The 22956-nt window shown below is 74.4% G+C and carries 24 protein-coding genes; 11 read left to right on the plus strand and 13 right to left on the minus strand.

What is annotated here, in order from left to right; translation table 11 throughout:
• Positions 1–58 precede the first annotated feature (58 nt).
• Entirely contained in the window at positions 59–1330 is a 1272-nt protein-coding gene (locus ABIQ69_RS02160) for a HAMP domain-containing sensor histidine kinase (RefSeq protein WP_350348758.1), read from the minus strand.
• Positions 1294–1983, minus strand: coding sequence for a response regulator transcription factor (locus ABIQ69_RS02165; RefSeq protein ID WP_350348759.1), 690 nt, complete (start codon positions 1981–1983; stop codon positions 1294–1296). The genes ABIQ69_RS02160 and ABIQ69_RS02165 overlap by 37 nt, the downstream gene beginning before the upstream one ends.
• Before the next feature lie 108 nt (positions 1984–2091).
• Here ABIQ69_RS02165 and ABIQ69_RS02170 point away from each other — a divergent pair, with 108 nt between their 5' ends.
• The 4 genes from ABIQ69_RS02170 to ABIQ69_RS02185 are packed head-to-tail and all read left to right on the plus strand — an operon-like array spanning position 2092 to position 5631.
• On the plus strand, positions 2092–2655 hold the full coding sequence (locus ABIQ69_RS02170; RefSeq protein ID WP_350348760.1) for a hypothetical protein: 564 nt from the start codon (positions 2092–2094) through the stop codon (positions 2653–2655).
• A complete protein-coding gene (locus ABIQ69_RS02175; RefSeq protein WP_350348761.1) occupies positions 2652–3776 on the plus strand; it encodes a peptidoglycan-binding protein in 1125 nt (374 codons plus the stop codon). The genes ABIQ69_RS02170 and ABIQ69_RS02175 overlap by 4 nt, the downstream gene beginning before the upstream one ends.
• A 5-nt stretch (positions 3777–3781) precedes the next feature.
• Positions 3782–4432 carry an ABC transporter ATP-binding protein gene (locus ABIQ69_RS02180; protein ID WP_350348762.1) on the plus strand — a complete coding sequence of 217 codons (651 nt, stop codon included), beginning with the start codon at positions 3782–3784 and terminating at the stop codon, positions 4430–4432.
• Positions 4429–5631: an ABC transporter permease gene (locus tag ABIQ69_RS02185; RefSeq protein WP_350348763.1), complete on the plus strand. Its 1203-nt coding sequence runs from the start codon at positions 4429–4431 to the stop codon at positions 5629–5631. The genes ABIQ69_RS02180 and ABIQ69_RS02185 overlap by 4 nt, the downstream gene beginning before the upstream one ends.
• 57 nt (positions 5632–5688) lie before the next feature.
• Here ABIQ69_RS02185 and ABIQ69_RS02190 read toward each other — a convergent pair whose 3' ends face one another.
• Both ABIQ69_RS02190 and hutH read right to left on the minus strand, forming a co-directional pair.
• On the minus strand, positions 5689–7128 hold the full coding sequence (locus ABIQ69_RS02190) for a peptidoglycan DD-metalloendopeptidase family protein (RefSeq protein ID WP_350348764.1): 1440 nt from the start codon (positions 7126–7128) through the stop codon (positions 5689–5691).
• A 197-nt stretch (positions 7129–7325) separates the two neighbouring features.
• The gene (gene hutH / locus ABIQ69_RS02195) at positions 7326–8930 is read right to left on the minus strand and encodes a histidine ammonia-lyase (RefSeq protein WP_350348765.1); all 1605 of its coding nucleotides are present in this window, start codon (positions 8928–8930) and stop codon (positions 7326–7328) included.
• Between the two features lie 85 nt (positions 8931–9015).
• Here hutH and ABIQ69_RS02200 point away from each other — a divergent pair, with 85 nt between their 5' ends.
• Together ABIQ69_RS02200 and ABIQ69_RS02205 are read left to right on the plus strand one after the other, a co-directional pair.
• On the plus strand, positions 9016–9810 hold the full coding sequence (locus ABIQ69_RS02200) for an IclR family transcriptional regulator (RefSeq protein WP_350348766.1): 795 nt from the start codon (positions 9016–9018) through the stop codon (positions 9808–9810).
• Positions 9811–9944: 134 nt separating this feature from the next.
• Positions 9945–10604 carry a DedA family protein gene (locus ABIQ69_RS02205; RefSeq protein WP_350348767.1) on the plus strand — a complete coding sequence of 220 codons (660 nt, stop codon included), beginning with the start codon at positions 9945–9947 and terminating at the stop codon, positions 10602–10604.
• Here the strand turns inward: ABIQ69_RS02205 and ABIQ69_RS02210 are convergent.
• Together ABIQ69_RS02210 and ABIQ69_RS02215 are read right to left on the minus strand one after the other, a co-directional pair.
• Complete coding sequence (locus ABIQ69_RS02210) at positions 10549–12306, minus strand: glycosyltransferase (RefSeq protein ID WP_350348768.1); 1758 nt, start codon at positions 12304–12306, stop codon at positions 10549–10551. The two genes, ABIQ69_RS02205 and ABIQ69_RS02210, sit on opposite strands and share 56 nt — an antisense overlap.
• Positions 12307–12343: 37 nt before the next feature.
• Positions 12344–12940 carry an antibiotic biosynthesis monooxygenase gene (locus tag ABIQ69_RS02215; RefSeq protein WP_350348769.1) on the minus strand — a complete coding sequence of 199 codons (597 nt, stop codon included), beginning with the start codon at positions 12938–12940 and terminating at the stop codon, positions 12344–12346.
• Positions 12941–13131: 191 nt separating this feature from the next.
• Here ABIQ69_RS02215 and ABIQ69_RS02220 point away from each other — a divergent pair, with 191 nt between their 5' ends.
• Positions 13132–13560 (plus strand): cupin domain-containing protein, encoded by a 429-nt coding sequence (locus tag ABIQ69_RS02220; protein ID WP_350348770.1) that lies wholly within the window; start codon positions 13132–13134, stop codon positions 13558–13560.
• A gap of 25 nt (positions 13561–13585) precedes the next feature.
• Here the strand turns inward: ABIQ69_RS02220 and ABIQ69_RS02225 are convergent, their stop codons facing one another.
• The 3 genes from ABIQ69_RS02225 to ABIQ69_RS02235 form a co-directional block, all read right to left on the minus strand.
• Positions 13586–14410: an anti-sigma factor gene (locus tag ABIQ69_RS02225; protein ID WP_350348771.1), complete on the minus strand. Its 825-nt coding sequence runs from the start codon at positions 14408–14410 to the stop codon at positions 13586–13588.
• Complete coding sequence (sigK, locus tag ABIQ69_RS02230; protein ID WP_350348772.1) at positions 14407–14985, minus strand: ECF RNA polymerase sigma factor SigK; 579 nt, start codon at positions 14983–14985, stop codon at positions 14407–14409. The genes ABIQ69_RS02225 and sigK overlap by 4 nt, the downstream gene beginning before the upstream one ends.
• Positions 14986–15086: 101 nt before the next feature.
• Positions 15087–16802 (minus strand): cytochrome c biogenesis protein CcdA, encoded by a 1716-nt coding sequence (locus ABIQ69_RS02235; protein ID WP_350348773.1) that lies wholly within the window; start codon positions 16800–16802, stop codon positions 15087–15089.
• A gap of 166 nt (positions 16803–16968) precedes the next feature.
• Between ABIQ69_RS02235 and ABIQ69_RS02240 the strand changes: the two genes are divergently transcribed.
• The 3 genes from ABIQ69_RS02240 to ABIQ69_RS02250 all read left to right on the plus strand — a co-directional run bounded on the left by ABIQ69_RS02240 (position 16969) and on the right by ABIQ69_RS02250 (position 18769).
• The gene (locus tag ABIQ69_RS02240) at positions 16969–17634 is read left to right on the plus strand and encodes a fasciclin domain-containing protein (protein ID WP_350348774.1); all 666 of its coding nucleotides are present in this window, start codon (positions 16969–16971) and stop codon (positions 17632–17634) included.
• A 94-nt stretch (positions 17635–17728) separates the two neighbouring features.
• Positions 17729–18145: a DUF4383 domain-containing protein gene (locus tag ABIQ69_RS02245; protein ID WP_350348775.1), complete on the plus strand. Its 417-nt coding sequence runs from the start codon at positions 17729–17731 to the stop codon at positions 18143–18145.
• Positions 18146–18175: 30 nt separating this feature from the next.
• On the plus strand, positions 18176–18769 hold the full coding sequence (locus ABIQ69_RS02250) for a hypothetical protein (RefSeq protein WP_350348776.1): 594 nt from the start codon (positions 18176–18178) through the stop codon (positions 18767–18769).
• A gap of 99 nt (positions 18770–18868) precedes the next feature.
• On the opposite strand, the gene ABIQ69_RS02255 is transcribed toward ABIQ69_RS02250, so the two are convergent.
• The gene (locus tag ABIQ69_RS02255) at positions 18869–19819 is read right to left on the minus strand and encodes an aldo/keto reductase (RefSeq protein ID WP_350348777.1); all 951 of its coding nucleotides are present in this window, start codon (positions 19817–19819) and stop codon (positions 18869–18871) included.
• A 60-nt stretch (positions 19820–19879) separates the two neighbouring features.
• Between ABIQ69_RS02255 and ABIQ69_RS02260 the strand changes: the two genes are divergently transcribed.
• Positions 19880–20236: a MerR family transcriptional regulator gene (locus ABIQ69_RS02260; RefSeq protein WP_350348778.1), complete on the plus strand. Its 357-nt coding sequence runs from the start codon at positions 19880–19882 to the stop codon at positions 20234–20236.
• A gap of 15 nt (positions 20237–20251) precedes the next feature.
• Here the strand turns inward: ABIQ69_RS02260 and ABIQ69_RS02265 are convergent, their stop codons facing one another.
• Genes ABIQ69_RS02265 through ABIQ69_RS02275 form a run of 3 tightly spaced genes read right to left on the minus strand, consistent with a single transcriptional unit; the run spans position 20252 to position 22835 of the window.
• Entirely contained in the window at positions 20252–21262 is a 1011-nt protein-coding gene (locus tag ABIQ69_RS02265) for a YihY/virulence factor BrkB family protein (RefSeq protein ID WP_350348779.1), read from the minus strand.
• A gap of 10 nt (positions 21263–21272) precedes the next feature.
• Positions 21273–21839, minus strand: a complete 567-nt coding sequence (locus ABIQ69_RS02270) for a GNAT family N-acetyltransferase (protein ID WP_350348780.1) — start codon at positions 21837–21839, stop codon at positions 21273–21275.
• 45 nt (positions 21840–21884) lie between these two features.
• The gene (locus ABIQ69_RS02275; RefSeq protein WP_350348781.1) at positions 21885–22835 is read right to left on the minus strand and encodes an alpha/beta hydrolase; all 951 of its coding nucleotides are present in this window, start codon (positions 22833–22835) and stop codon (positions 21885–21887) included.
• Positions 22836–22956: the final 121 nt, after the last annotated feature.

Consider the following 22956-nt stretch of genomic DNA (forward strand, 5'->3'; position numbering starts at 1 on the left):
GCGGGCAACGTCCGCCGTGGCCAGATTGTCCGGAATCCCGGACGCACCGCGATCGCGCTCACCCCTCGGCGTCGCCCCGCTCCGCCGACCCGTCGAGCGCGAACCCGTACTCCTCCCGCGGCAGGGTCACCGTCGCCACGAGACCGCCCCCGCGTCGCGCTGCGAGGTGCAGGGCGCCGCCGTGCGCCTCCGCGATCGCACGCACGATGGAGAGGCCGAGTCCGGCGCCGGCGGTTCGGCCGCGGTCCGGAACGCCGCCGCCGAGCCGCCGGAACGGCTCCACCAGTCCGGCCACGGCGTCCTCGGCCACGACCGGCCCGGAGTTCGACACCTCGAGCCGGGCGCGGCCCGTGGCATCCGTGCCGGTCGCGACCCGCACCCATCCGCCGGCGTCGAGGTTGTGCCGTATCGCGTTCTCCACGAGGTTCCGGACGAGGTGCGCGAGCAGCACCGGGTCGCCCGCGGTCGGGGCCTCGCCGAGCTCGAGCGCGAACTCCGGCGCGGCATCCGGCGCGACGTCCCGCGAGAGCCCGGGAGCGGAGCCGGGGTCGCCACGCACGCCGCCGGCCGGCGACGTCGCGTGCTCGGCGAGGTCGGCGAGGTCGACGAAGCGCCGTTCAGCGAGTTCGCGCTCCGACCGGGCGAGCAGCAGCAGCCCGTCGATGAGCCGGTGCTGGTCGGCGTTCACGTCGAGCAGCTCGCGTGCGAGCGCGCGGACGTCGTCACTCGCTCCGGGGCGGGCGGCCGCGACCTCGACGAGGGCGCGCTCGACCGCGATTGGCGTCCGCAGCTCGTGCGACGCGTTCGCGACGAACCGACGCTGGGCGTCGAACGCGGCGTCGAGCCGGTCGAGCATGTCGTCGAACGTGTCCGCGAGCTCGGTCACGTCGTCGCGCGGGCCGTCGAGCCGGAGCCGCTCGTGACGGCGCCCCTCCGGCGCCGCCGCGATCCGGGCCGCCGTGGCGGTGATGGCACTGAGGGGCCGGAGCATCCGCCCCGCCACGACCCAGCCTGCGGCCGCGGCGAGCGCGCCCACGACGACGACAGCGATCGAGCCCTGCGTGAGGAGCGCGCCGAGCGCCTGGTCGCGTGCGGCGCCCATGATCTGCACCGTGTACTCGTACGTGAGCCGGTCTCCCGCGGGAAGCGTCGGCGACGGCTCCCAAGGACTGCTGCAGCAGACCGACGCGTTCACCACGGCGGCGTCGTCGATGAGGCGTTGCTGCACGAGGGCCCAGGTGAGGCCGAGCATCACGAGCCCGGCCACGAGGAAGAGCGCGCCGTACACCGCGGTCAGCCGCACCCGCAGCGGCAGCCGGAACCGCCACATCGGATGCGGTACCCGACGCCCGGCTCGGTCTCGATGACCGACGCGTCGCCGAGCTTCCGGCGCAGCTTCAGCACGGTCACGCGCACCACGCCCGTGAACGGGTCGAGCTGCTCGTCCCACGCCTTCTCGATGAGCTGTTCGGCCGAGACGTAGCCTCCATCGGCAAGGAGCAACTCGACGAGCACCGCGAACTCCTTCTTCGACAGCGGCACGTAGCGGCCGCGGAAGACCACCTCGCGGTGGTGCGGGTCGACGCGCAGGCCCGAGCGCTCGAGCACCGGCGGCGCCGCGGGGCGCGACCGGCGGCCCAGGGCGGCGACGCGCGCGCCGAGCTCCGCGAACGCGAACGGCTTCGGCAGATAGTCGTCGGCACCCATCGCGAGTCCCGCGACCCGGTCGTCGACGCTCGCCGACGCGGTGAGCATGAGCACGCGCGGCGGCGCGTCGAGGGCGAGGATGCCCCGGCACACGTCGTCGCCGTGCACCACGGGAAGATCGCGGTCGAGCACGACGACGTCGTAGTCGTTGACGCCCACGCGCTCGAGCGCCTCGGCGCCGTCGCCCGCCACGTCGACCGCGTGCGCGACCCGGCGCAACCACTCGGCGACGGCATCGGCGAGCCGGGGCTCGTCTTCGACGACCAGAACGCGCATCCGCCCATTGTGCCCGCGTCGCGGGTTTCACGGGCGTTAGCGTCGGCGCTCACGCCCAGGGAACCGGCGACCCGGTGGACTGACGTCCGACGACGGAAGGACTCCGAGATGCAGCAGACCTCAGCCCGCGCCCGCTGGGCATCGGCCGGTGCCGGCCAGCCGGGCCGGGGCATCCTCTGCGCCGCCGTTGCGCTCGCGCTCGCCCTCGCCGGCGCCGGCTGTGCGACGACCGAGCGTGCGGAGGTCGCGTCGTTGGCCGACGGGACGCGCCCGGCGCCGGCCGCGAGCGCCGAGCCGTCGGCCGACGTCAGCGGCGACCCCGTCCGACTGGTCGAGTGCGTCGCGGAACACGGCATCGACATGCCCATGCCGGTGGAGGAGGGCACCACGTTCACCTACACCTACCCGGAGGACGTGGCCGCGTCGGAGTTCGAGGCGGCGCTCGCCGCCTGCGACGCCTACCTGCCGGGCGGCGGCGAGCCGGCCGACACCGATCCCGAGACCATCTCGCGGTTGCGAGAGCTCGCCGAGTGCATGCGCGCAGAGGGCATCGCCGGGTACCCCGACCCGGGCCCCGACGGGATCATCCGGATGGAGCCCGACAGCGGCATCGACGTCACGACTCCCGAGTACCAGGCGGCCCAGGAAGCGTGCGCGGGGGCGGAGCGATGACCGACGAGGCGCCCGACGATCGCGCCGCTCCGCGCCGCGGCATCCGGATCGCGGCCCGGGCCGGTTGGCTCGCCCTCGTCGCCGCGACGGGGGCGGGCGTCGTGCTGACCGCCGCTGCGGCCGTGGGGTTCGGGGGCGAGCCGGCGGCCGACGCGGGGGCGAGCGGCGGCCTCGCCTCGCCCGCGACGGTCGCGGTCGAGCGGCGCGACCTCGTGGCGACCACCGAGCAGGCTGCGCGCGTCGCGCGGCGCTCGGAGACGGTGGTGCGGGGTCACGGCGGCGTCGTCACCTGGCTGCCCGCGGTCGGGACCGTCGTCGAGCCGGGCGGGCAGCTCGCCCGCGTCGACGACGCGCCGGTCGTGTTGATCGGCGGTTCGCTGCCCGCCTATCGACCGCTGACGCCGGGCGCCGAAGGGGCGGATGTCGCCCAGTTCGAGGCGAACCTCGCGGCCTTCGGCTACGCCGGGTTCGAGGTCGACGACCGGTACACCTGGTCGACGGCGGCGGCGGTCGAGCGGTGGCAGCGCGACCTCGGCGTCGAGCCGACCGGCGTCGTCGCGCCCGACCGGGTCCAGGTCGCCGACGGCCCGGTCGAGGTGATCGCACGAGCGCTCGCCGTCGGCGACCCCGCGGACGGAGTGCTTCTCACCGTCGCCGGGCGTGAGCGGGTCGTGAGCGTCGACCTCGACGAGGCCGATCGGAGGTTCGCGATCGTCGGCGCGGCGGTGTCGATCCGTCTGCCGGACGGGACGACGCTGCCCGGCCGGATCGAGGCGGCGGACAGCGTGGTCGAGCCCGCCGCGCCCGGCTCGGGGGCGGAGGCACGCACGGTGCTCCGGCTCACGATCGTGCCCGACGACGCCGCGATGCTCGCGTCGGCGCCGCCGTCGACGGCGACGGTGGCGTTCGAGGCCGAACGCGTCGAGGACGTCCTCGTCGTCCCGATCGGTGCGCTCCTGGCGCTCGCCGAGGGCGGCTACGCCGTGGAGGTCGTCGAGACGGATGCCTCCGCCGAGCGGCCGACGAGCGTCGTCGGCGTCGAGACCGGCCTCTTCGCGGCCGGCTCCGTCGAAGTGCGTGGCGCGCTCGCCGAGGGCGACGAGGTGGTGGTGGCGGAGTGAGCGCGATGGTGGAACTCGAGGGCGTCGGTCGGCGCCACGGCTCGGTCACGGCGCTGAGGGACGCGTCGCTCGTCATCGGCGAAGGCGAGTTCGTGTCGATCGTCGGCCCGTCGGGGTCGGGCAAGTCCACCCTGCTGCAGCTGATCGGCACCCTCGACCGGCCGAGCTGGGGCACCGTGCGGATCGGCGGCCACGATGTCGGGCGGCTCGGGGACCGGCAGCTCGCGGCGCTTCGCGCCCAGCGCATCGGGTTCGTCTTCCAGCAGTTCCACCTCGCGCCCGCGGCGACCGCGGTCGAGAACGTCGCCGACGGCCTGCTCTACGCCGGCGTCCCGCGCCCGAGGCGTCGCGCGCGCGCCGCGGAGGCGCTCGAGCGCGTCGGGCTCGGGCGCCGGTTCGGGCACCGGCCCCATCAGCTCTCCGGCGGCGAGCGGCAGCGCGTCGCGGTCGCGCGGGCCATCGTCGGCCGGCCCGATCTCCTGCTCGCCGACGAGCCCACCGGCAATCTCGACTCGGCCTCGGGCGCCGGCGTGCTGTCGTTGTTCGCGGGCCTGCACGCATCCGGCACGACCGTGGTGATGATCACCCACGACGCCGAGATCGCCGCACGGGCGCCCCGGCGGATCGCGCTCCGCGACGGCAAGGTGCAGGCGTGAGCCGCGACACCGGAGCTCCCGGACCCTCGCGCCTCGGCATCGCGGACCTCCTCCGCGTGGGCGCCGCCGGGCTCGGCGGGCGCCCGCTGCGGACGGCGCTGTCGGCGCTCGGCATCGCGATCGGGATCGCCGCCATGGTGGCGGTCGTCGGCATCGCGAGCTCGGGCCGCGTGCAGCTCGACCGGGAGCTCGACCGCCTCGGCACCGACCTCCTGCGCGTCGCGCCCGGTGCCGACCTCTTCGGCGAGGCGACCGCGCTTCCCGCCGCCGCGCCGGCGATGATCGCCCGCATCGGGCCCGTCACCGACGTGGCCGCGACCGGGTCCGTGGAGGCGAAGGTGTACCGCAGCGACCTCATCGCTCCCGAGGCATCCGGCGGCATCGCGGTGCTGACCGCCGGACCCGAGTTGCTCCCGACCGTCGGCGCCGAGCTCGCGGCGGGAGCCTGGCTGAACGACGCGACGGCGCAGCTGCCCGCGGTCGTGCTCGGGGCGACGGCGGCGCGACAGCTCGGGGTCCACCGCGTGGGCGTGCAGGTGCTCGTCGGCGACGAGTGGTTCACCGTGACGGGCCTGCTCTCGCCCGTGCCGCTCGCCGAGGAGCTCGATCTCGCCGCGCTCGTCGGCGCCCCGGTCGCGGCGCGGCTGCTCGGGTTCGACGGGCATCCGACGACCGTGTACACCCGCTCGGACGACGCGGCGGTGGAGTCCGTGCGGGCGGTGCTCGCCGTGACGGCGAACCCGGCGGCACCGAACGAGGTGGCCGTCTCGAGGCCGTCCGACGCGCTGGCGGCGAAGGGCGCGGTCGATCAGGCGTTCACCGGCCTCCTCGTCGGGCTCAGTGCGATCGCGCTGCTCGTCGGGGGCGTGGGTGTCGCGAACACCATGGTGATCTCGGTGCTGGAACGCCGCGGCGAGATCGGCCTGCGCCGGGCGCTCGGGGCGACGCGCGGGCACATCCTGGCGCAGTTCCTCGTGGAGAGCACGCTGCTCTCGGTCGCGGGCGGTGCCGGCGGGGTGCTGCTCGGGGTCGCGGCGACGGCGCTCGCGGCCGCGGCTCGCGGCTGGCCGGTGTTCGTCCCCGTGTGGGCCTCCCTCGGGGGGCTCGTCGCCACGGCGCTGGTGGGCGCGGCGGCGGGCCTGTACCCGGCCGCGCGGGCCGCGCGGCTGTCGCCGACCGACGCGCTCGCGGCTGCCTGAGCGGCCGGGCTCGGCGGGATGCTGCCCGGTCTCAGCCGAGCGCGACGAAGCGCGACCTCAGCCGAGCGCGATGCCGCGGGCCGCGAGGAACGGCCGGGCGTCGACGGCCACGCCGCCGAGGCGCACCTCGAAGTGGAGGTGGCAGCCGGTCGAGGCGCCCGTGGATCCGACGGTGCCGATGAGCTGGCCGGCGGTGACCGACTGGCCGGGGGACACGAGGATGCCGCCGTCTGAGAGGTGCGCGTACCCCGTGGAGACCCCGGCGCCGTGATCGATGAGGATCCAGTTGCCGTAGCCGCCGCTCGGACGCGCCTCGACGACGAGTCCGCCGGTGGCCGCGAACACCGGGCTGCCGCACTGGGCCGCGACATCGGTGCCACGGTGGAACTCGTTCACGCCGGGAAGGGGCTTGTCGGGACGAGGACCGAACCCGTCGCTCAGCCGGCCGCTCACGGGGGACGACCAGCCCTGCTCGCTCAGCTGGCCCGAGTCGGCGGGCAGCGAGTCGACGAGGGCGACGCTCGTTGCCGCGACCTTGGTCTGCAGACCCTGGAGTTCGGCACGCGCCGCCGCGACGGCGGCCTCCGCGTCGCGGACCGCCTGCTGGCGCTCGGCGACCGGGACGGCGTCGACCTCGGCCCACGCCTCGTTCGCGCGCTCCTCGGCGGCGTCGGCCTTGGCATCGAGCCGCTTCGCGAGGGCCAGCAGCTCGTCGGCGTCGCCGCCCAGCTCCGTCATGCGCGCCATCCCGCTGAGGCCGGCGAGCAGGTCGCGGCCCGATCCCAGCGCGGCGGCGGCCGACGCGTTCGCGGCCTCGGCGCCGCGCCCGGCGCCGAGGGAGACCTTGGCGGCGCGGTCGGCCTTCTCGCGGGCGACCTCGGCCGCCTCGTCGAGCTGCTCGGCGACGGTGCGGGCCACCTCCTGCTCGGCCTTCGCCGAGGCGAGGTCGGCCTCAGCGGCGCGCAGCTGCTGCGTCGCACGGTCGACGGCGGTGCGGAGGCTGAGGAGCCCGGCGAGCTGGGGGTCGGGCCCATTCGCGATGCGCAGCACGGGGCCGTCGCCGATGAGCAGCGGAGCACGCGGCGCGGGCGCCGGCGGGGCGGGCGGTGCCGACGTCGGCGGTGCCGTGGGCCCGGGCGTGGGCGTCGGAGTGGGTGTCGGAGTGGGCGTCGGCTCGGGCGTCGGCGTGGGTTCCGGTGTGGGCGTCGGTTCCGTCGTCGGCTCCGGCGTCTCCGTGGGGGCCTGCGTGCCGCCCGTGCCATCGTCAGCCGGCGGCTCGGACTCCTGAGTCGTGTCGTCCGCGACCGGCGCCTCGGTCGTCACGACCTCGGGGGCGGGAGCCTCTTCCGCGTGCACCGGCGAGACCCCGCCGAACGCGAGGGCGGCGGAGGCGAGACCCGCGACGGCTGCCGTGACGGCCCGCCGAGCATTCCCTGCCCGGAGCGGGTCGAATCGTCCGAGCTCGACACGCTCGGGAAGTTCACGGCTCGACGTCATCAGCGGTTCCAGTCGTCGGCTTCGGGTGCCGACGTCCCCCAGTCTGGCACCGGGTCCAGAGGGGCACAACACCTGATCCGGCGAGTTCACCCCCCGTTCGGGTGGTCGGCCCGGCGGACGTCATCCGGGTCGACCGGAGCGGCCGCCGCGTCGCGATCCGAGCGGCCGCACGTTCCCGGGACCGGCGGCCGGCCGCCTCAGACGAGCGGCCCGGCGCCCTCCTCGGCTGCCGCGCGCACCCGGCCGGAGCGGACGAGCTCGACCACCGTCTCGATCTCGGGCGAGAGGAAGCGGTCGGGTCCGGGACCGCCGGGCGCCTCCGTCACGAGCCGCACCACGCTCCCGGTTGCGGCACCCGGCTCGAGCGGCGCTCGAAGCGAGAGCCCTCTCGCCGCGGTCATCGTCTCGATGGCGAGCACCCGGGCGAGGCCGTCGACGGCTCGTCGCAGCTTTCGCGCCGCGGCCCAGCCCATCGACACGTGATCCTCCTGCATCGCCGACGAGGGGATCGAATCGACCGAGGCCGGCACGGCGAGGCGCTTCAGCTCGCTCACGATGCCCGCGGCCGTGTACTGGGCGATCATCAGCCCCGAGTCGACGCCGACCTCGTGGGCGAGGAAGGGCGGCAGGCCCTGGTTGCGCGCCGGGTCGAGGAAGCGGTCGGTGCGTCGCTCGCTCATCGACGCGACATCCGCGACGGCGATCGCGAGGAAGTCGAGCACATACGCCACCGGCGCGCCGTGGAAGTTGCCGTTCGACTCGACGCGGCCGTCGACCGTCAGCACAGGGTTGTCGATGGCGCTCGCGAGCTCAGCGTCGGCGACGTTCGCCGCGTGGGCGAGCGTGTCGCGCGCGGCGCCGTGCACCTGGGGAGCGCAGCGCAGCGAGTACGCGTCCTGCACGCGCGTGCACTCCGGACCCTTGTGGCTCGCCACGATCGGCGAGCCGGCGAGCAGGGCGCGGAGGTTCGCGGCGGAGTCCGCCTGACCCCGCTGCGGCCGGAGCCGGTGCAGGTCGGCGGCGAAGACCGCGTCGGTGCCCATGAGGCCCTCGACGCTCATGGCCGCGGCGACGTCGGCCGTGGCGAGCAGCGCGCGGAGGTCGTGGACCGCGAGGGCGAGCATGCCGAGCATGCCGTCGGTGCCGTTGATGAGGGCGAGGCCCTCCTTCTCACCGAGGCGGAGCGGGGCGATGCCGGCCGCGGCCAGGGCGGACGAGGCATCCATCAACCGGCCCTCGGCCGGCTCCGCTGGCTCGCCCGTCGAGTGCACGCGGACCTCGCCCTCGCCCATGGCGACGAGCGCGCAGTGGGCGAGCGGCGCGAGATCGCCGGAGCAGCCGAGCGAGCCGTACTCGCGGACGACCGGGGTGATGCCCGCGTTCAGGATTGCGGCGTACGTCTCCACGGTCTCGCGGCGCACGCCGGTGCGTCCCGTCATGAGCGTCGACAGGCGCAGCAGCATGAGCGCACGCACGACCTCCCGCTCGACCTCGGCGCCCGAGCCGGCGGCGTGCGAGCGGATGAGGCTGGCCTGCAGCTGCGCCCGGCGGTCTTCCGCGATGAACGTCGTGGCGAGCGCGCCGAACCCGGTCGAGATGCCGTAGTGCGGTTCGGGGTCGTTCGCGAGCGCCTCGATGACGGTGCGGCTCGCGGCGACCTGCTCGAGCGCACCCGGTTCCAGCACGACGGATGCCCCGTGCCTGGCGACGGCGACGACGTCGTCGATGCGGAGGGGGCCGGTGCCGACGACCACGGTGGTGTCGGGTCCGGCGGCGCGGTCGGTGATCTGCGTGGTGCCCATCCTCCGATTCCACCGCGGTCGCGACGCCGCGGGAACGCGGGCGGGTACGCTGGCGTCCGGGATTCCGGACACGCGGAGGTGGACGATGGGCGGATCAGGCGGCGCGACCGCGCGGTCGAAGGTGCCCGCCGCGGACCAGACGCTCGCCATCCTCGCCCACCTCGCCGCGCAACGCGGCCCGGTGCCGGCCGCCACCATCGCGGCAGCCCTCGGCCTGCCGCGGTCGACCGTGTACCACCTGCTCCAGGTGATGCAGGAACGCGGCTTCGTCGTGCACCTGCCCGAGGAGCGGCGGTACGGGCTCGGCATCGCCGCCTTCGAGCTGTCGAGCGGGTTCAGCCGCCAGCAGCCGCTCGCCCGGCTCGGCCGCCCCCTCGTCGCCTCGCTCGTCGACCGGGTCGGCCAGAGCGGTCACCTCGCCGTCCTGCACGGCCGCGACGTGCTCTACCTCGTCGAGGAGCGGGCGCCGCGGCGTCCATCGCTCGTCACCGACGTCGGTGTGCGGCTGCCCGCCCACCTCACGGCGACCGGGCGCGCCATGCTCGCGGCGCTGCCCGCCGCCCAGCTGCGCGCGCTCTACCCCGATGCGGCGGCGTTCGCCGACCGGGCCGGGGCCGCCGAGGCATCCGAGTGGACGTACGGCCGGCTGAAGCGCGTCCTCCAGCGGGTCCGCGCCGACGGGTGGGCCGCCGAGGACGGCGAGGTGACACCCGGCCTCGCGTCGGTCGGCGCGGTCGTGCTCGACCACGTCGGGTGGCCGGCCGCCGCGATCGCCGTCACCTACCCGGATGCCACGTCCGAGGCATCCGCCGGCGACCTGGTGCCCATGGTGCGGGAGGCGGCCGCGGCGCTCTCGCGTCGCATCGGCGCGCACCGCTGAGCACGCACGGCACCCTCCGCTGAGCCCTGCCTCGCTGAGCCGCGCACCCAGACTCCGCTCAACCTGCCCGGGTAGCGTGGCGCGCGCCGCCGAGCACCGATCATCGACCGCCGACCACGAGAGCAGCCGAGACCATGCTGACGACCGCCGCCGACCACGGATTCACCGGACTGACCGGCTTCGCCGCCGATGTGCTGACCGCGCTCGGCGACCTCGGCGTCGGGGTGCTCGTCTTCCTCGAGGTGCTCATCCCGCCGATCCCGAGCGAGGTGATCCTGCCGTTCGCGGGCTACCTCACGCAGGCGGGCGACCTGCACCTCGGCCTCCTCATCCTGTGGTCGACCGTCGCCTCGGTCGCGGGCGCCCTGCTGCTCTACGCGCTCGGCGCCTTGATCGGCCTGGAACGCGCCATCCGATGGATCGCGTGGACCCGGCTCGTGAGCCGCACCGACCTCGAGCGGGGCGCCGCCTGGTTCCACCGCTTCGGACGGTGGTCGGTGCTGGTCGGGCGGATGATCCCCGGCATCCGGAGCCTCATCTCGCTGCCCGCGGGAGCCGACCGCATGCCGCTCGTGACGTTCGCGGTGTTCACCGCGATCGGGTCGGGCGCGTGGAACACGTTGCTGATCGGGCTCGGCGCTGCGCTCGGGACGCAGCACGCACAGCTCGAGGGCGTGCTGCAGTACCTCGACTGGGTCGTCTACACCGCGCTCGCCGCGGCGCTCGTCGTGCTCGTCGTCAGGCGGATCCGGGAGCATCTGCAGGTCCGCCGGAGCGCGGCCGCCGAGGACTGAGGACGCTCCGCAGCCGGTCTGCGAGGCGGCGCGGCACCGAGCGGGTGTCGGGGTGCTGCAGGCAGGCTCGCAGATCGATCATCGCGGCACCCCGGCCCCACTGCAGGCGGACCTCGATGCGCCGTCCTCGCGCGAGGAACGACGTGGCCTCCGGGTCGAGCGTGACGCGGATCCGCCCGCCGTCGGCCGGTTCCGCGGTGCGGCGCAGCACCCGCGTCGTGCCGCGCGGCCGGAACGAGATGACCACCGGCTCCCCGGCGGATCCCTCGAGGCGGCAGGTGAACCGGAGCCGGCCGTGCCGGAGGCGCAGCCGCGGGCGCGTCACGGCCACCGTGTCACGAGCCGCTGCGGCGGCGCGTCCGCCGTCGGCGACCTGCGAACGGGCCGTGTGCTCGGCGAGCACCTCGCGTTCCAGCTGGAGCCAGCGCCGGGTCACGGCCTCGTCGTCGAACGCCTCCGCCGTCGCGCGAGCCGCCGACCGCATGGCCGCGAGCTGCTCGTCCGGCATGGTGGCGATGGCGCGGATCGCGGCCGCGGCGGCGCCGCGGTCGCCGGCGCCGACGAGGAACCCGTTCACGCCGTGCTCGATGAGGTCGGCGGGGCCGTACGGCACGTCGTACGCGATGGGCAGGCATCCACGAGCCATGGCCTCGACGAGCACGAGCGGCGCGCCCTCGCTTCGGCTGGTGAGCAGCATCCACGACGCGTCGGCGAACCGGGATGCCGCGTCGCCGAGGTGACCTGTGAAGGTCACCTCCCCCTCGCCGTCTGCCGCGAGTCGCTCGAGCCGTGCCCGTTCGGGGCCGTCGCCGATCACCGTGAGGTGCGCGGCGACGCCCTGCTTCGTCGCGAGGCCGACCGCCGCGATGGCGTCCTCGACCCGCTTCCGGGGTGTGAGCCCGGCCACCACGAGCCCCGCGAGGCGGTCGCGGTCGCGCGGCGGCTCAGGCGGCAGAGGGCGCCCGTTCGGAATCACGCGCAGTGCGCCGGCATCCGTCAGCAGCTGCTCCGCATCGGTCCGCTGGCGTTCCGTGAGGAAGACGACCGCGTCGAAGCGCTCCGGCTTCGACAGGGCGGTCCAGCGCGACCGGCGGAGCGGCGCGATCGGCCTCGCCGACCCCGAGAGGTGCGAGGCGTGCACGACGTGCACCGTCGCGAGGCTCGCGAGGTCGAGCCGCGCGGCGAACGGCGCCATGGTCTTGCTGTCGACGACCGCGACGGCCGGTCGGTCGCCCACCAGCTCGGCGATCCAGTCGCGGTAGAAGGCCCACGCGCCGTCCCACGAGCCGGTGGTGTGGCCGTCGGCATCGACGCGGACGAGCCGCCGCCGAGCCGCCCCAGGCTCGCCGATGCGCTCGTCACGGAGGGCGACCGAACCATCCGCCCGCAGGTGCTCGACCACCGCGACGCCCGCCGCGCGGGCCTTCCGCACCCGCCCGCCCGCGCCGCGGGCCTCGGCGAACGGATTGCGCAGCAGGACGCCGGCGAGTCCGCCGCGCTCGGCGACCCGCGCCTCGGCCTCCGCGAGGTCGAGCACGGGGTCGAAGGTGAGCACCTGGACCGGCCGGCCGGTCGCCGCGGCGAGTGTCCGCGATCGGTGCAGCAGAGCCGCCGTCATGCCGCCGAAGGCGTCGGGGATGGTCCAGGTCAGCGCCAGCCGCTCCACGTCATCCGCCCCCGCCGTCGCCGCATCGATCCCCACGGGAGCCAGAGTGTAGCGACGGGGGCTGTGCGGCCGCTCAGCGCGAGCGTGCGAGCCAGCCGCGGAGCGCCCTCGTCACGAACGGCAGCACCCAGTACGTCATCACCGGGGTCAGCACCAGCGTCGTCACCAGCACCCGGAGCCAGAGCGGCAGCTCGCCCCAGCCCGGCACGGGTGTCATCAGATACGTGAACACCAGGTTCACCGGGAAGAAGCCGAGCCAGATGGTGACCGCCTGCTTCCAGCGCGGCGGGGCAGCGGTGACGGATGCCTCCGCCTCCGGCGACGAGGCATCCGCGACGGCGACCGAGCCGGTCGGCGGCTCGTCGAACCAGCCCTCGATGCCGGTGCGCCGGCGGCTGCGCTCCGAGCGCACGAACCCCTCGCCCATCGAGAGCCACCAGGCGCGTTCGCTCGAGCGCTCCCAGGCGTCGAGCGTCTGCTCGTCGGCGAAGCGGTAGAGCATGTGCCAGACGGTCGAGTCCTCTCCGGCGCGCACCCAGCCCGAGCCGAGGAAGCCCGGGTACTTGTTCGCGAGGTTCACGCCGGTCTGCACCCAGACGGTCGCCTCGGAGATTCGCGAGGGGTCGACCTCGCGCCGGATGGACACGGTGATGGGCTGGCTGGTCGTCATGGGAGGAGGGCTCTCTCGAGGTCGCGGATTCTGTCCGCCGAACGGGTGAGCGGGACGAGGGCCGGCGGGTGTCGCGGGCGCGTCCGGGGTTCGAGTGTAGGCGGTGCGTGTTTCGGGGCGGTAACCGGGGTGCGCGCGGGCGGGCGAGGTCGCCTGCCGAACCGGGTCGGCGGCCCGGCTAGGCTCGCGCCGTGAGCGACTACCAGGTGCTGCAGATCGGCCGGCTCGACGAGTGGCGCGACCACTACGGCGGGTTCCGCCCCGACAGCTCCCGCGACGGCCGGCGCGTCGTCGACCACGAGATCCAGATGCAGTACATCGGCATGACCGCGAACGCGCTCGAGCCGGGAGAGCAGGCCGGGTACTGGCACCGGCACGCCCGCATCGAGGAGCTCTATGTCTTCCTCGAGGGCCGCGGCGAGTTGGCGCTCGACGACGACATCGTCGAGGTGGGCGCCGGCACCGTCGTGCGGGTGGGCCAGGGCGTGTGGCGCACGTGGCGTTGCCGCCCCGACAGCGAGGGGCAGCTCCGCTGGCTCTGCATCCGCGCCGGCGGCGCGGAGCTGCCGCACCTGCCCGACGACTCCGAGCGCGGACCCGAGCGCCCGCTGCCCTGGTAGAAGGCCGGTCCGGCCGCGACGCAGCTCAGGCCGAGGTCGGGATGACCACGACCGGGTCGCTCGTCGGCTGCTCCGACCCGCCGGCGGGCTCGACCGTGATGCCGACCGCGACGCCCGGAGCGAACTCGCCCTCGAGCAGCCGCCACGCCTCGTCGCCCCGCATGTCGAACGTGCCCGCCGAGACGGCGCCGGCGTCGTCGATGTACCAGAGCTCGTAGGTCTGCTCGCGGCCGAGGTCGTCGAGGCCCTCGGCGACGACCGCGCTGCGCCCCTGCTCGGCCGACCACACGAGGGTCACCTCGCCGCCGCCGGGCACCTCGGCCGTCGTCTGCTGCGCATCGGATGCCTCGGCGAGCGCCGTCATCTCGCGCTGCGCGCCCCAGCCGTTCGGGCCCGACCAGTTCACCCCGACGATCGTGCCCGCGACGAGCACCGCGGCGGCCGCGGCCGACGAGAGCACGACGGCGAGCCGGCGCCGGTTGCGGCGGATCGCGAGCTCGTCCACGGGCTCCTCGGCGAGCACGGCGAGCGTGGGCGGGGCGGGGTCCTCGCGCAGGTCGCGCGGTGCCGCGGTCGGGCGCGGGGCGGCTGGTTCCTGCTCGAGCTGGTCGAGCCGGGCGAACACGCTCGCCTTCACCCCGGCGGGCGGTGCGGCAGGCGGCAGCGCCTCGCCGAGGCCGGCCGCGGCGGCCCGGAACGACTCCACGTCAGCGCGGAGGTCGGGCGAGGTCGCGAGCGCGCGCTCGAAGCGGGCGAGGTCGTCGCCGTCGAGCGCGCCGAGCGCGTACAGCGGCGCGAGCTCGCGCAGGTCGTCGCCGGGCGCCTGGTCCGGGTCATCCGTACGGTTCATGTCGTCACCCCCAGCAGGTCTCTCAATCGGATCATGCCGTCGCGCAACCGGGTCTTCACGGTGCCGAGCGGTACTCCCAGTCTCGCCGCGATCTCGGACTGGCTGCACCCGTCGTAGTACGCCAGCGACAGGCACTCCCGTTGCGCGGCGCTGAGCCCGGCGAGCGCGCCGGCGACGCGTTCGTGTTCGACGGCGATCTCGGCCTCCTCGGCGACCCCGTCGACCGGCACGTCGAGGTCGCGCGCGCCGACCCGCAGGTCGCGGTCGCGTGCGGCCTGCGCGGAGCGGACCCGGTCGACCGCGCGCCGGTGGGCGAGCGTCAGCAGCCATGTCACGGCCGCACCGCGGGCCGGGTCGAACCGTGCCGCCGACTGCCAGGCTTCGAGGAACACGTCCTGCGTGACCTCCTCCGCCTGCGCCGCGTCGACGAGGAGGCGGCGCACGAGGCCGAAGACCCGCGGGGCCGTCTCGTCGTACAACCGGCTGAAGGCATCGCGATCGCCGCCCGCCGTCGCCACGAGGAGCTCCTCGAGGGTGCGGACGAGCGGCTCGCGCTGTCCTCCGCCGTCGACCATGTGGTCCAGCATGTCAGAGCGCGGGCCCGCGGCCGGAGGGTTGCGGAACCCGACCGGCGGCGTGCAGAGCGTCAGCGTCGTCATGGGTGCGATCGCCGTCGTCATCCGAACGTGAACGAGTAGGCCTCGACGCCGGCCGGCACCTCGACGGTGAGCAGGCCCGTGGCGGAGGCATCCGTCGCCCGCAGTTCGTAGGATCGCGGCACGCCCGAGACCTCGATGCGGCGCTCGCGGTCGCCGTCGCGGAGCATAACCGTGCCGTCGCCGGCGAGCACCATGCGCACCTCGCGCGCCTCGTAGGCGAGCCGGATCGCCGCCGTGCCGTCGCGCGGGGTGATGGACTGCGTGCCGAGCGACCAGGCGCCGTCGAGCGCGAACGAGTCGTCCGGCTGCTCGTCGGGCAGGGCGAACGCGGTGGTCGAGCGCCGGTACGGTTCGGTGCCCGCGAAGTTCACCTGCTTCGTCGTGCCGAGGTAGGTCTCGGGCGTCGTCGAGCCCGCGGTCGGCGTGGCGTCGTCGACCCCGGTCGGCGCGGGGAGCGTGGCATCCGGGTCCGCCGCCTGGAGGAGCTCGCGGATCAGGCGCTCGGTGCGGTCGTAGTGCCCCTCGCCGAAGGCGACGTGGCGCACCGTGCCCTCCGCGTCGATGAGGTAGTGGGCCGGCCAGTAGCGGTTGCGGTACGTCGTCCACGTCGAGAGGGTGTTGTCGAGCCCCACGGGGTAGTCGATGCCGAACGACTCGATGCCCGCCTGCACATTCCTCGGCTCCTTCTCGAACGCGTACTCGGGCGAGTGGATGCCGACGACGGTGAGGCCCGCATCGCGGTACGTCTCGTCCCAGGCGGTGACGTGCGGGATCGAGCGCTGGCAGTTGATGCAGGAATACGCCCAGAAGTCGATCAGGACGACGCGCCCGCGGAGCTCCTCGAGGTCGACGGCGGCGCCGCCTGCGGTGTTGAACCACTGTTGGATGCCTCGGATCGACGGTGCCTTGCCGCACGACTCGAGCTCGGCCGAGCCGTTCGTGCAGTTCGACAGCTCGCGGTTCTCGTCGGTGACGAGACCGCCCAGGTCCAGCGCCTCGGTCACCTCGTCGGACGCCGCGAGCTGACGCTGCAGGTCGGCCGTGTAATCGGGCACCAGACGCTGCAGCGCCTGCGGCAGGTTGAAGGCGAGCCCGGCGGCGAGCGCGATCATCACGACCCCGCCGGTGATGCGGATGCCCCGCTGATGCCGTCGGAAGGTATCGAGCCGTTCGGCCATGCCGCGCCCGGCGAGGGCGAAGAACAGCAGCGGCGCGGCCGCGCCGACCGCGAACGACAACGTGAGCACGACCGTCTCGACACCGATGCGGCCCGTCGACCCGGCCACCGTGATCGCCGCGAGCACCGGCCCGGCGCACGGCACGTACACGGCGCCGAGCGCGAGGCCGAGGCCGAAGCCGCCGCGATCGGTGCCGACGGCTCTCCGGGGGATCCACGAGAACGGCTTCTCGAGCAGCTCCTCGAAGCGCGGCACGATCAGGCCGATGCCGATGAGGGCGAGCACCACGAGGCCCGCCCAGCGGAGGACGTCCTGCGGGAGGCCGAGGAGGCCGAGGAGCAGTGAACCGACCAGCGTCACGAGGCTGAAGCTGACGACCAGGCCCGCGATGACGAGGTACGGCCGCCACCGGCTCGGCCGCGAGCGCCCGTCCGCGTCGCCGCGCGCGCTCTGCGCGCCGCCTGAGAGCAGGATCACGGGCAGCACCGGCAGGATGCACGGCGAGATGCCGGTGATCAAGCCGCCGGCCAGGCCGATGAGGGCGAGAGCAAGCACGGGATACCTCGTTTCGCGGGGGTCATCGGTGATTCGGAGCGGCGGCCCGATCCGATTGGACGACGGGCGTCGAACCCGCTCGGAATGTCCTCCAATCCGTTCGGCGCCCGCCTCCGAATCCCTCATGACGGCCCGCTCGGGGTCGCCACGTCGAAGGAGGAGATCCATGCGATCGTTCCGCAGCACCCGCACCGCCCTGGCCGTGTTCTCGATCACGGCCGTCGCCGCCCTCGGCCTCGCCGGCTGCACCATGGGCGACACCAGCGCCACCGAGTCGGATGAACCCGCCATGTCGGAGGAGGCGACGCCGAGCGAAGAGGCGATGGAGATGGACCCGGCCGCCGACCTCGTCGGTCCCGGATGCGCCGCCTACGCCGAGCAGGTCCCCGACGGTCCCGGATCCGTCGTCGGGATGTCGCAGGACCCCGTCGCCGTGGCCGCCTCGAACAATCCGCTGCTCACCACGCTCGTGGCCGCGGTGTCGGGGCAGCTCAACCCGGAGGTCGACCTCGTCGACACCCTGAACGGCGACGAGTTCACGGTCTTCGCACCCGTCGACGACGCGTTCGCGAAGATCGACCCCGCCACCATCGAGTCGCTGAAGACGGATGCCCCGACGCTGAGGTCGATCCTCACGTACCACGTCGTCCCCGGGCAGCTCTCGCCCGACGAGGTCGTCGGCACGCAGACCACCGTGCAGGGCGGCACCGTCGAGGTCACCGGCTCGGGAGACGAACTCACGGTGAACGGCGCGAACGTCATCTGCGGTGGCGTGCACACGGCGAACGCGACGGTCTACCTCGTCGACTCGGTGCTCCTGCCCGCGATGTAACGGCCGTGACGGCGGGCCGCGCCGAGGCGTCGGCCCGCCGGCCACGGATCCATCACCACCCGCGGCATCCGCCGCTCATCCCAAGGAGGGAATCATGCGCAACTCCCCGAACCGCATCGTCGCGACGGTGTTCGGCGCGGTCTACCTGCTCGTCGGCCTGCTCGGCTTCGCGGTGACCGGCGGCGTCGGCTTCATCGCCACCGAGGGCGGGCTGCTCCTCGGCGTCTTCGAGGTCAACCCGCTGCACAACGTCGCCCACCTGCTGATCGGCGCTGCGCTGCTCATCGCCGGACTCGCGAACGTCGCGGCGGCGAAGACCACCAACACGGTCATCGGCGCGGCGTACCTGCTGCTCGGCATCGTCGGGTTCTTCCTCGCGGGCACCGCGGCGAACATCCTCGCGCTGAACACGCCCGACCACTTCCTGCACCTGGCGAGCGCGCTCGTGCTGCTGGGCGTCGGGCTCGGCGCCGAGCGCACCTCGCGCACCGCACACACGGCGACGGCGTAGGGGCCGGCCGTGTCGGCACTTGGAGGCCTCATGCGGAGCTGGCCGATGCTCGCCGCCGTGGGCGCCGGACTGGTGCTCATCGCGGTGGCGGCGGGTGCCGGGGGCGCCTCGGCCTGGGGGATCGCGGCGTCGATCGTCCTCACCGGGTGCGGCGCCGCCGCCCTCGGCTGGGGGGTGCTCGCGCTGCGGGCCGGCGAGGTGCCGGCGCCCCGCGCGACGCTCGTCGCGTCGGCGGGTGCGCTTGCGGCGTCCGGGGCGCTCGTCGCCTCGGGCGCCGCGCCGAGCCTCGGCATCGCGGTGCTCCCGCTCGCCGTCGCCGACGTCTTCCTGCTCGTCGTCGCGGTGGCCGCGGCGGCCGAGTTCCGGGCCGGGCGCCGGCCCGCACGAGACGACGGACGCCGCCGTTCCGCTCGGGATGGCCGCGACGAGCTCGATGACCGCGACGGCTCCGCCGGCCGCGTCGGCCGCGACGGCTCTGCCGGCGGCGGCGGCCTCTCGGTGGTCGGCCTGCTGCTCGGGGCCGCGCTCGTGTCGGGACTCGCCACGCCCGCGCTCGCCGCGACCGATGCCGGTGAGCTCGCCGTGCCCCACGGCGAGCTGCACGGAGGCGGGCACGGCCACTGACTCCGTCGTCGTCGCATCGTGGCGACGAGTGCGATGACGACGGACCCGAGGCGGCCCCGGGATTACCCGCCCGGGGCCGCCGCTTCATGTCCGCCCCCGTCAGGCCGGAGCGTCGAGCCGGGCCCGCTGGTCGTCGGTGAGCTCGAGCTGCACCCCCGTCAGCGCCGCGTCGAGCTGCTCGAGCCGGCTGCCGCCCAGGATCGGGAGGATGGGGGTCGTGCCACCGGTGAGCCAGGCGAGCACGACCTGTCCGCGGGTGGCACCGACCTCCGCGGCGACGGCGTCGAGCGCGCCGAGCCTCGCGGTGCTGCCCGGGTGGTCGAACACGGGGTCGATCGTCTTCGCGGGGTTGTCGTAGGCGCCGCTCAGCAGCGGCGTGTACGCCCACAGGTCCATGCCGTTCTCGACCGCGAAGTCGACTTGCTCGTCGCTCATCAGACCGAACCGGTGGTTCTGCCCGGCGGGCCGGGTTCCGGGACGCGGCACAAGGAGGCTGCGGCTCAGCTGCAGCGCGCTGAACGGCGTCCCGCCGATGGCCACCGCGTGGGCGCGGGCGCGTTCCATCCGCCAGGCCGGGTGATTGGATGCCCCGAGCTGCACCGCGACGCCCTCGTCGACGAGCTCGGAGAAGGTCTCGGCGGTCTCCTCGATCGGCGTGGTCCGGTCTTCCATGTGCGCCCAGAGCAGGTCGACCCGGTCGACGCCGAGGCGCTCGAGGCTGCCCGCGATCGCCTCGCGGATCGCCCGCCGCGAGAGGCCCTCCCGCGATGCGGGCCATTCGCCGTCGCCGATGGGCTCGGCGCCGACCTTCGTGGAGAGGCGCACGCGCTCGCGCACGCCGGGGTTCGCCGCCAGCCACCGGCCGAGCACCGCCTCGCTCTGCCCGCCGAAGCCGGTGTCGCTCGCCCAGAAGCTGTAGCAGTCGGCCGTGTCGATCCAGGTGCCGCCCGCCTCGACGAACCGGTCGAGCAGGGCGAACGAGGTGCGCTCGTCGATCGTCGTGCCGAACATCATCGCACCGAGGGCCAGGGGAATCGTGGTCGTGGTCATGCCGCAAGCCTGCATGCTGGAGTGCGCTCCAGCTCAAGCCTCGAGGGGCAGAATGGCGCCATGGACGCCCTCACGCCCGCCCAGGTCGCCGAGGCGACGGGCTTCAGCCTCGACACGCTGCGGTACTACGAGAAGGAAGGGCTCATCCGGCCCGTCGAACGCACCGCGGGCGGGCGGAGACGCTACCGCCGCGCCGACGTCGACTGGCTCGACCTCATCAAGTGCCTGCGTGACACCGGCATGCCGATCGCCGATCTGAAGCGCTACGCCAGGCTCGCGCAGGACGAGTCCACCCTCACCGAACGCCTCGAGCTGCTCGAGGCCCACGACCGCACCGTACAGGCCCAGATCGACCGCCTGCGCCGGCAGCAGGAACAGCTGCACCACAAGATGGACTGGTATCGCGAGCAGCTCTGAGCCGGAGGCATCCGGTCATCCGACGCCGTCGACGCCCGACGGCGGTCGCAGCTCGGCCGACGCGCGCACGTCGGCGTTGCGCTGCTCCCGGTTCTTCCGGACCATCCGGTCCTCCCGCAGCGGAAGCTGCAGGTGCTCTTCCGCCGGGATGCCCGCGCGCAGCTGCCGGACGCGTTCGACCTCCGTGTCGAGCACGGCGCCGAACACGACCGCGAGGTTCGACAGCCACACCCACAGGAGGAACGCCACCGCGCCGCCGAGCACCCCGTAGTTGCGCTCGTAGGTGCCGAACCCCACGACGTAGAGACCGAAGATCGCCGTCGTCACCACCCAGGTGACGAGGGCGGCGGCGGCGCCCACGCTGAACCAGCGGAAGTGGCGACGCTTCACGTTCGGCGTCGCCCAGTAGAGCAGCGCGATGACGGCCGCGACGAGGAGGGCCGCGACCGGCAGTTTCGCGAGATCCCACCACAAGACGACGCCCTCGTCGAGCCCGATGCCGCGAGCCACGGTCTCGGCGACCGGGCCGGTGCCGATGAGCAGGATCGCCACGCACGAGGCGAGCACCACGACGACGGCGGCGACGAGCAGCATGGCGGGGCGCGACGCCCAGAACGGGCGGCCCTCCTCGACGTGCAGGATGCGGTTCATCGCGCGCCCGAAGACGCCGAGGTACCCCGACGCCGACCACAGCGTGCCGACGACGCCGACGAGGATCGCGAACCAGTGGTGCGAGGCGCCGAGCAGCTGCTCGATGGGCTCGTCGAGCGCCGCGACCATCGAGTCGCCGCCGAGGTCGGACACGACCTGCAGCACGTCCTTCGTCACGGCCTCGGCGGAGCCGACGGCGCCGATGACCGCGAGCGCCGCAAGGAGCGCGGGGAACACGGCCAGCGTGGCGTAGTACGTGAGGGCCGCCGCGATATCGGCCGACTGGTTGATGCGGAACTCGTGCCACGTGCGGCGGAGGATGACGCGCCAGTCGTCGCGGGTCATCCGGATCGGGGAGTCGGTGTGCTCGCTCATGCGCCGCCGTTCAGATCGTCCGCGTGAACGCGACCCGGTGCTCGCCCGGCCCGTCGTAGTCGCGCCACGCACGCACCCCGTCGATCTCCGTGTCTCCTGTGAGCTCGAAGCCCATCGCCCGGTGGAACGCCTGCGACCTGCGGTTGCCCGGCCCGGTGATCGCCTCCACCCGCGTGCAGCCGGCGGCGCGCGCCTCGTCGAAGAACGCGCCGTACAGCGTGCGGGCGAGGCCCGAGGTGCGCAGGTCGGGGCGGACCCCCACGAAGTGGATGTACGCGACCTCCGGCCGGCTGCTGGAGTGGAATCCGATCAGGAACGCGGCGAGGCCGGCGTCGTCCTCGCCGAGGAACGACGTGTCGGCGAAGTGCTGGAAGAACAGGCGCGGCAGCAGCAGCGGCAGATGGGTGGTCGGCGGCAGGCCCCACCAGTCGGCGATGACGGCGGTGACGGGGCCGTGGTCGTCGGGCGTGGGTCGGCGCAGCACCAGACCGGGCGGCAGGGCCGCGCCGGCCGGCAGCGCGATCGACGGGGCGTCGGGGGCCCCGGGCGTCGGGTGGGCGGGATTCGGTTCCGGCACGAGCCGATGATGGCAGGTCGGATGCCGCTGGTCGAGGTGCTTGCGCTATCCGAGGTGCGCGTGCAGGAACGCCGCGACGCGTGCGCGGAGCGTTTCGTCGAGGATGCCGATCGAATGGTTCGCCCCGGGCACCACCGCCAGCTCGACCGGGATCCCCGCGGCGTCGAGGGCGTCGGCGTAGCCGAGGGACTGTACGAGCGGCACGACCTCCTGCTCGGCGTGACCGATGAAGACGGGCGGGTCGGTCGGATCGAGATGCGTCGTCGCCGAGGCATCCGCCGCCTGCTCGCACGCGCCCGACGCGACGTCGGCCGGATCGCAGCCGAGATACGCGCCGGCGATGCCCTGCAGCCACGCCGACGATCCGCCGAGCGCGTCGAGCGCGATCGGGCCGGACAGCTCGGCCACCGCCGCGACGCGCGACCCGACGTCGGTCGGGCCCTCGCCCCTCGCACCGATGAGCGCCGCGAGATTGCCGCCCGCGGACCCGCCGAACACCCCGATGCGCGCCGGGTCGATGCCGAACCGCTCGGCCTGAGCCTCCTCGCGCAGCCACTCCACCGCGAGGGCCACGTCGTCGGGCTGCGCCGGGAACGTCGCGTCGGGCACGAGGCGGTAGTTGACGGATGCCGCGACGAAGCCCTCGCTCGCGAGCCAGAGACACACGTTGCGCCAGTCGGCGTTGGCCTTGTCGCCGCGTGCCCAGCTGCCGCCGTGCACCGACACGACCGCCGGCAGGGCCGCCCCGAACGCCGCAGTGGGAGGGCTGCACACGTCGAGGGTGAGCAGCGTGCCGTCCTCGCGGGCGCCGTACTCGAGGCCGGCGTCGACGCGGATTCCCGCTGGAGCCGTGAACGTGCGGATGCCGATGATCTCGCCGCCGGCGACTTCGCTCGCGGCCTGTGCGCCGCTCGGGTCGATCTCCTGCAGGGGCAGGTGGAACCCGGAGAGCACGCCGGTGGCGGCGAGGGCGGCGGCGACGGCCGCGGCGGTCATCAGGCCCCGACGGCGCCGGGCCCCGCGACCGCCGGAGAGTCGGGATGGGGTCACGGGGGCTCCGGGTTCGAGGTGGAGTGATGCTACCTCAGGTTCGGCGCGCCGCCGAACCGCATCGGTC

The sequence above is a fragment of the Agromyces sp. G08B096 genome (assembly GCF_040267705.1).
Classification (GTDB): Bacteria; Actinomycetota; Actinomycetes; order Actinomycetales; family Microbacteriaceae; genus Agromyces.

Excerpts from the sequence above, each read along its gene's own strand:
- ABIQ69_RS02160 (WP_350348758.1), bottom strand. The coding sequence starts at position 1,330 with ATGTGGCGGTTCCGGCTGCCGCTGCGGGTGCGGCTGACCGCGGTGTAC.
- ABIQ69_RS02165 (WP_350348759.1), bottom strand. The coding sequence starts at position 1,983 with ATGCGCGTTCTGGTCGTCGAAGACGAGCCCCGGCTCGCCGATGCCGTC.
- ABIQ69_RS02170 (WP_350348760.1), top strand. The coding sequence starts at position 2,092 with ATGCAGCAGACCTCAGCCCGCGCCCGCTGGGCATCGGCCGGTGCCGGC.
- ABIQ69_RS02175 (WP_350348761.1), top strand. The coding sequence starts at position 2,652 with ATGACCGACGAGGCGCCCGACGATCGCGCCGCTCCGCGCCGCGGCATC.
- ABIQ69_RS02180 (WP_350348762.1), top strand. The coding sequence starts at position 3,782 with ATGGTGGAACTCGAGGGCGTCGGTCGGCGCCACGGCTCGGTCACGGCG.
- ABIQ69_RS02190 (WP_350348764.1), bottom strand. The coding sequence starts at position 7,128 with ATGACGTCGAGCCGTGAACTTCCCGAGCGTGTCGAGCTCGGACGATTC.
- hutH (WP_350348765.1), bottom strand. The coding sequence starts at position 8,930 with ATGGGCACCACGCAGATCACCGACCGCGCCGCCGGACCCGACACCACC.
- ABIQ69_RS02200 (WP_350348766.1), top strand. The coding sequence starts at position 9,016 with ATGGGCGGATCAGGCGGCGCGACCGCGCGGTCGAAGGTGCCCGCCGCG.
- ABIQ69_RS02205 (WP_350348767.1), top strand. The coding sequence starts at position 9,945 with ATGCTGACGACCGCCGCCGACCACGGATTCACCGGACTGACCGGCTTC.
- ABIQ69_RS02215 (WP_350348769.1), bottom strand. The coding sequence starts at position 12,940 with ATGACGACCAGCCAGCCCATCACCGTGTCCATCCGGCGCGAGGTCGAC.
- ABIQ69_RS02225 (WP_350348771.1), bottom strand. The coding sequence starts at position 14,410 with ATGAACCGTACGGATGACCCGGACCAGGCGCCCGGCGACGACCTGCGC.
- sigK (WP_350348772.1), bottom strand. The coding sequence starts at position 14,985 with ATGGTCGACGGCGGAGGACAGCGCGAGCCGCTCGTCCGCACCCTCGAG.
- ABIQ69_RS02240 (WP_350348774.1), top strand. The coding sequence starts at position 16,969 with ATGCGATCGTTCCGCAGCACCCGCACCGCCCTGGCCGTGTTCTCGATC.
- ABIQ69_RS02245 (WP_350348775.1), top strand. The coding sequence starts at position 17,729 with ATGCGCAACTCCCCGAACCGCATCGTCGCGACGGTGTTCGGCGCGGTC.
- ABIQ69_RS02250 (WP_350348776.1), top strand. The coding sequence starts at position 18,176 with ATGCGGAGCTGGCCGATGCTCGCCGCCGTGGGCGCCGGACTGGTGCTC.
- ABIQ69_RS02255 (WP_350348777.1), bottom strand. The coding sequence starts at position 19,819 with ATGACCACGACCACGATTCCCCTGGCCCTCGGTGCGATGATGTTCGGC.
- ABIQ69_RS02260 (WP_350348778.1), top strand. The coding sequence starts at position 19,880 with ATGGACGCCCTCACGCCCGCCCAGGTCGCCGAGGCGACGGGCTTCAGC.
- ABIQ69_RS02265 (WP_350348779.1), bottom strand. The coding sequence starts at position 21,262 with ATGAGCGAGCACACCGACTCCCCGATCCGGATGACCCGCGACGACTGG.
- ABIQ69_RS02275 (WP_350348781.1), bottom strand. The coding sequence starts at position 22,835 with ATGACCGCCGCGGCCGTCGCCGCCGCCCTCGCCGCCACCGGCGTGCTC.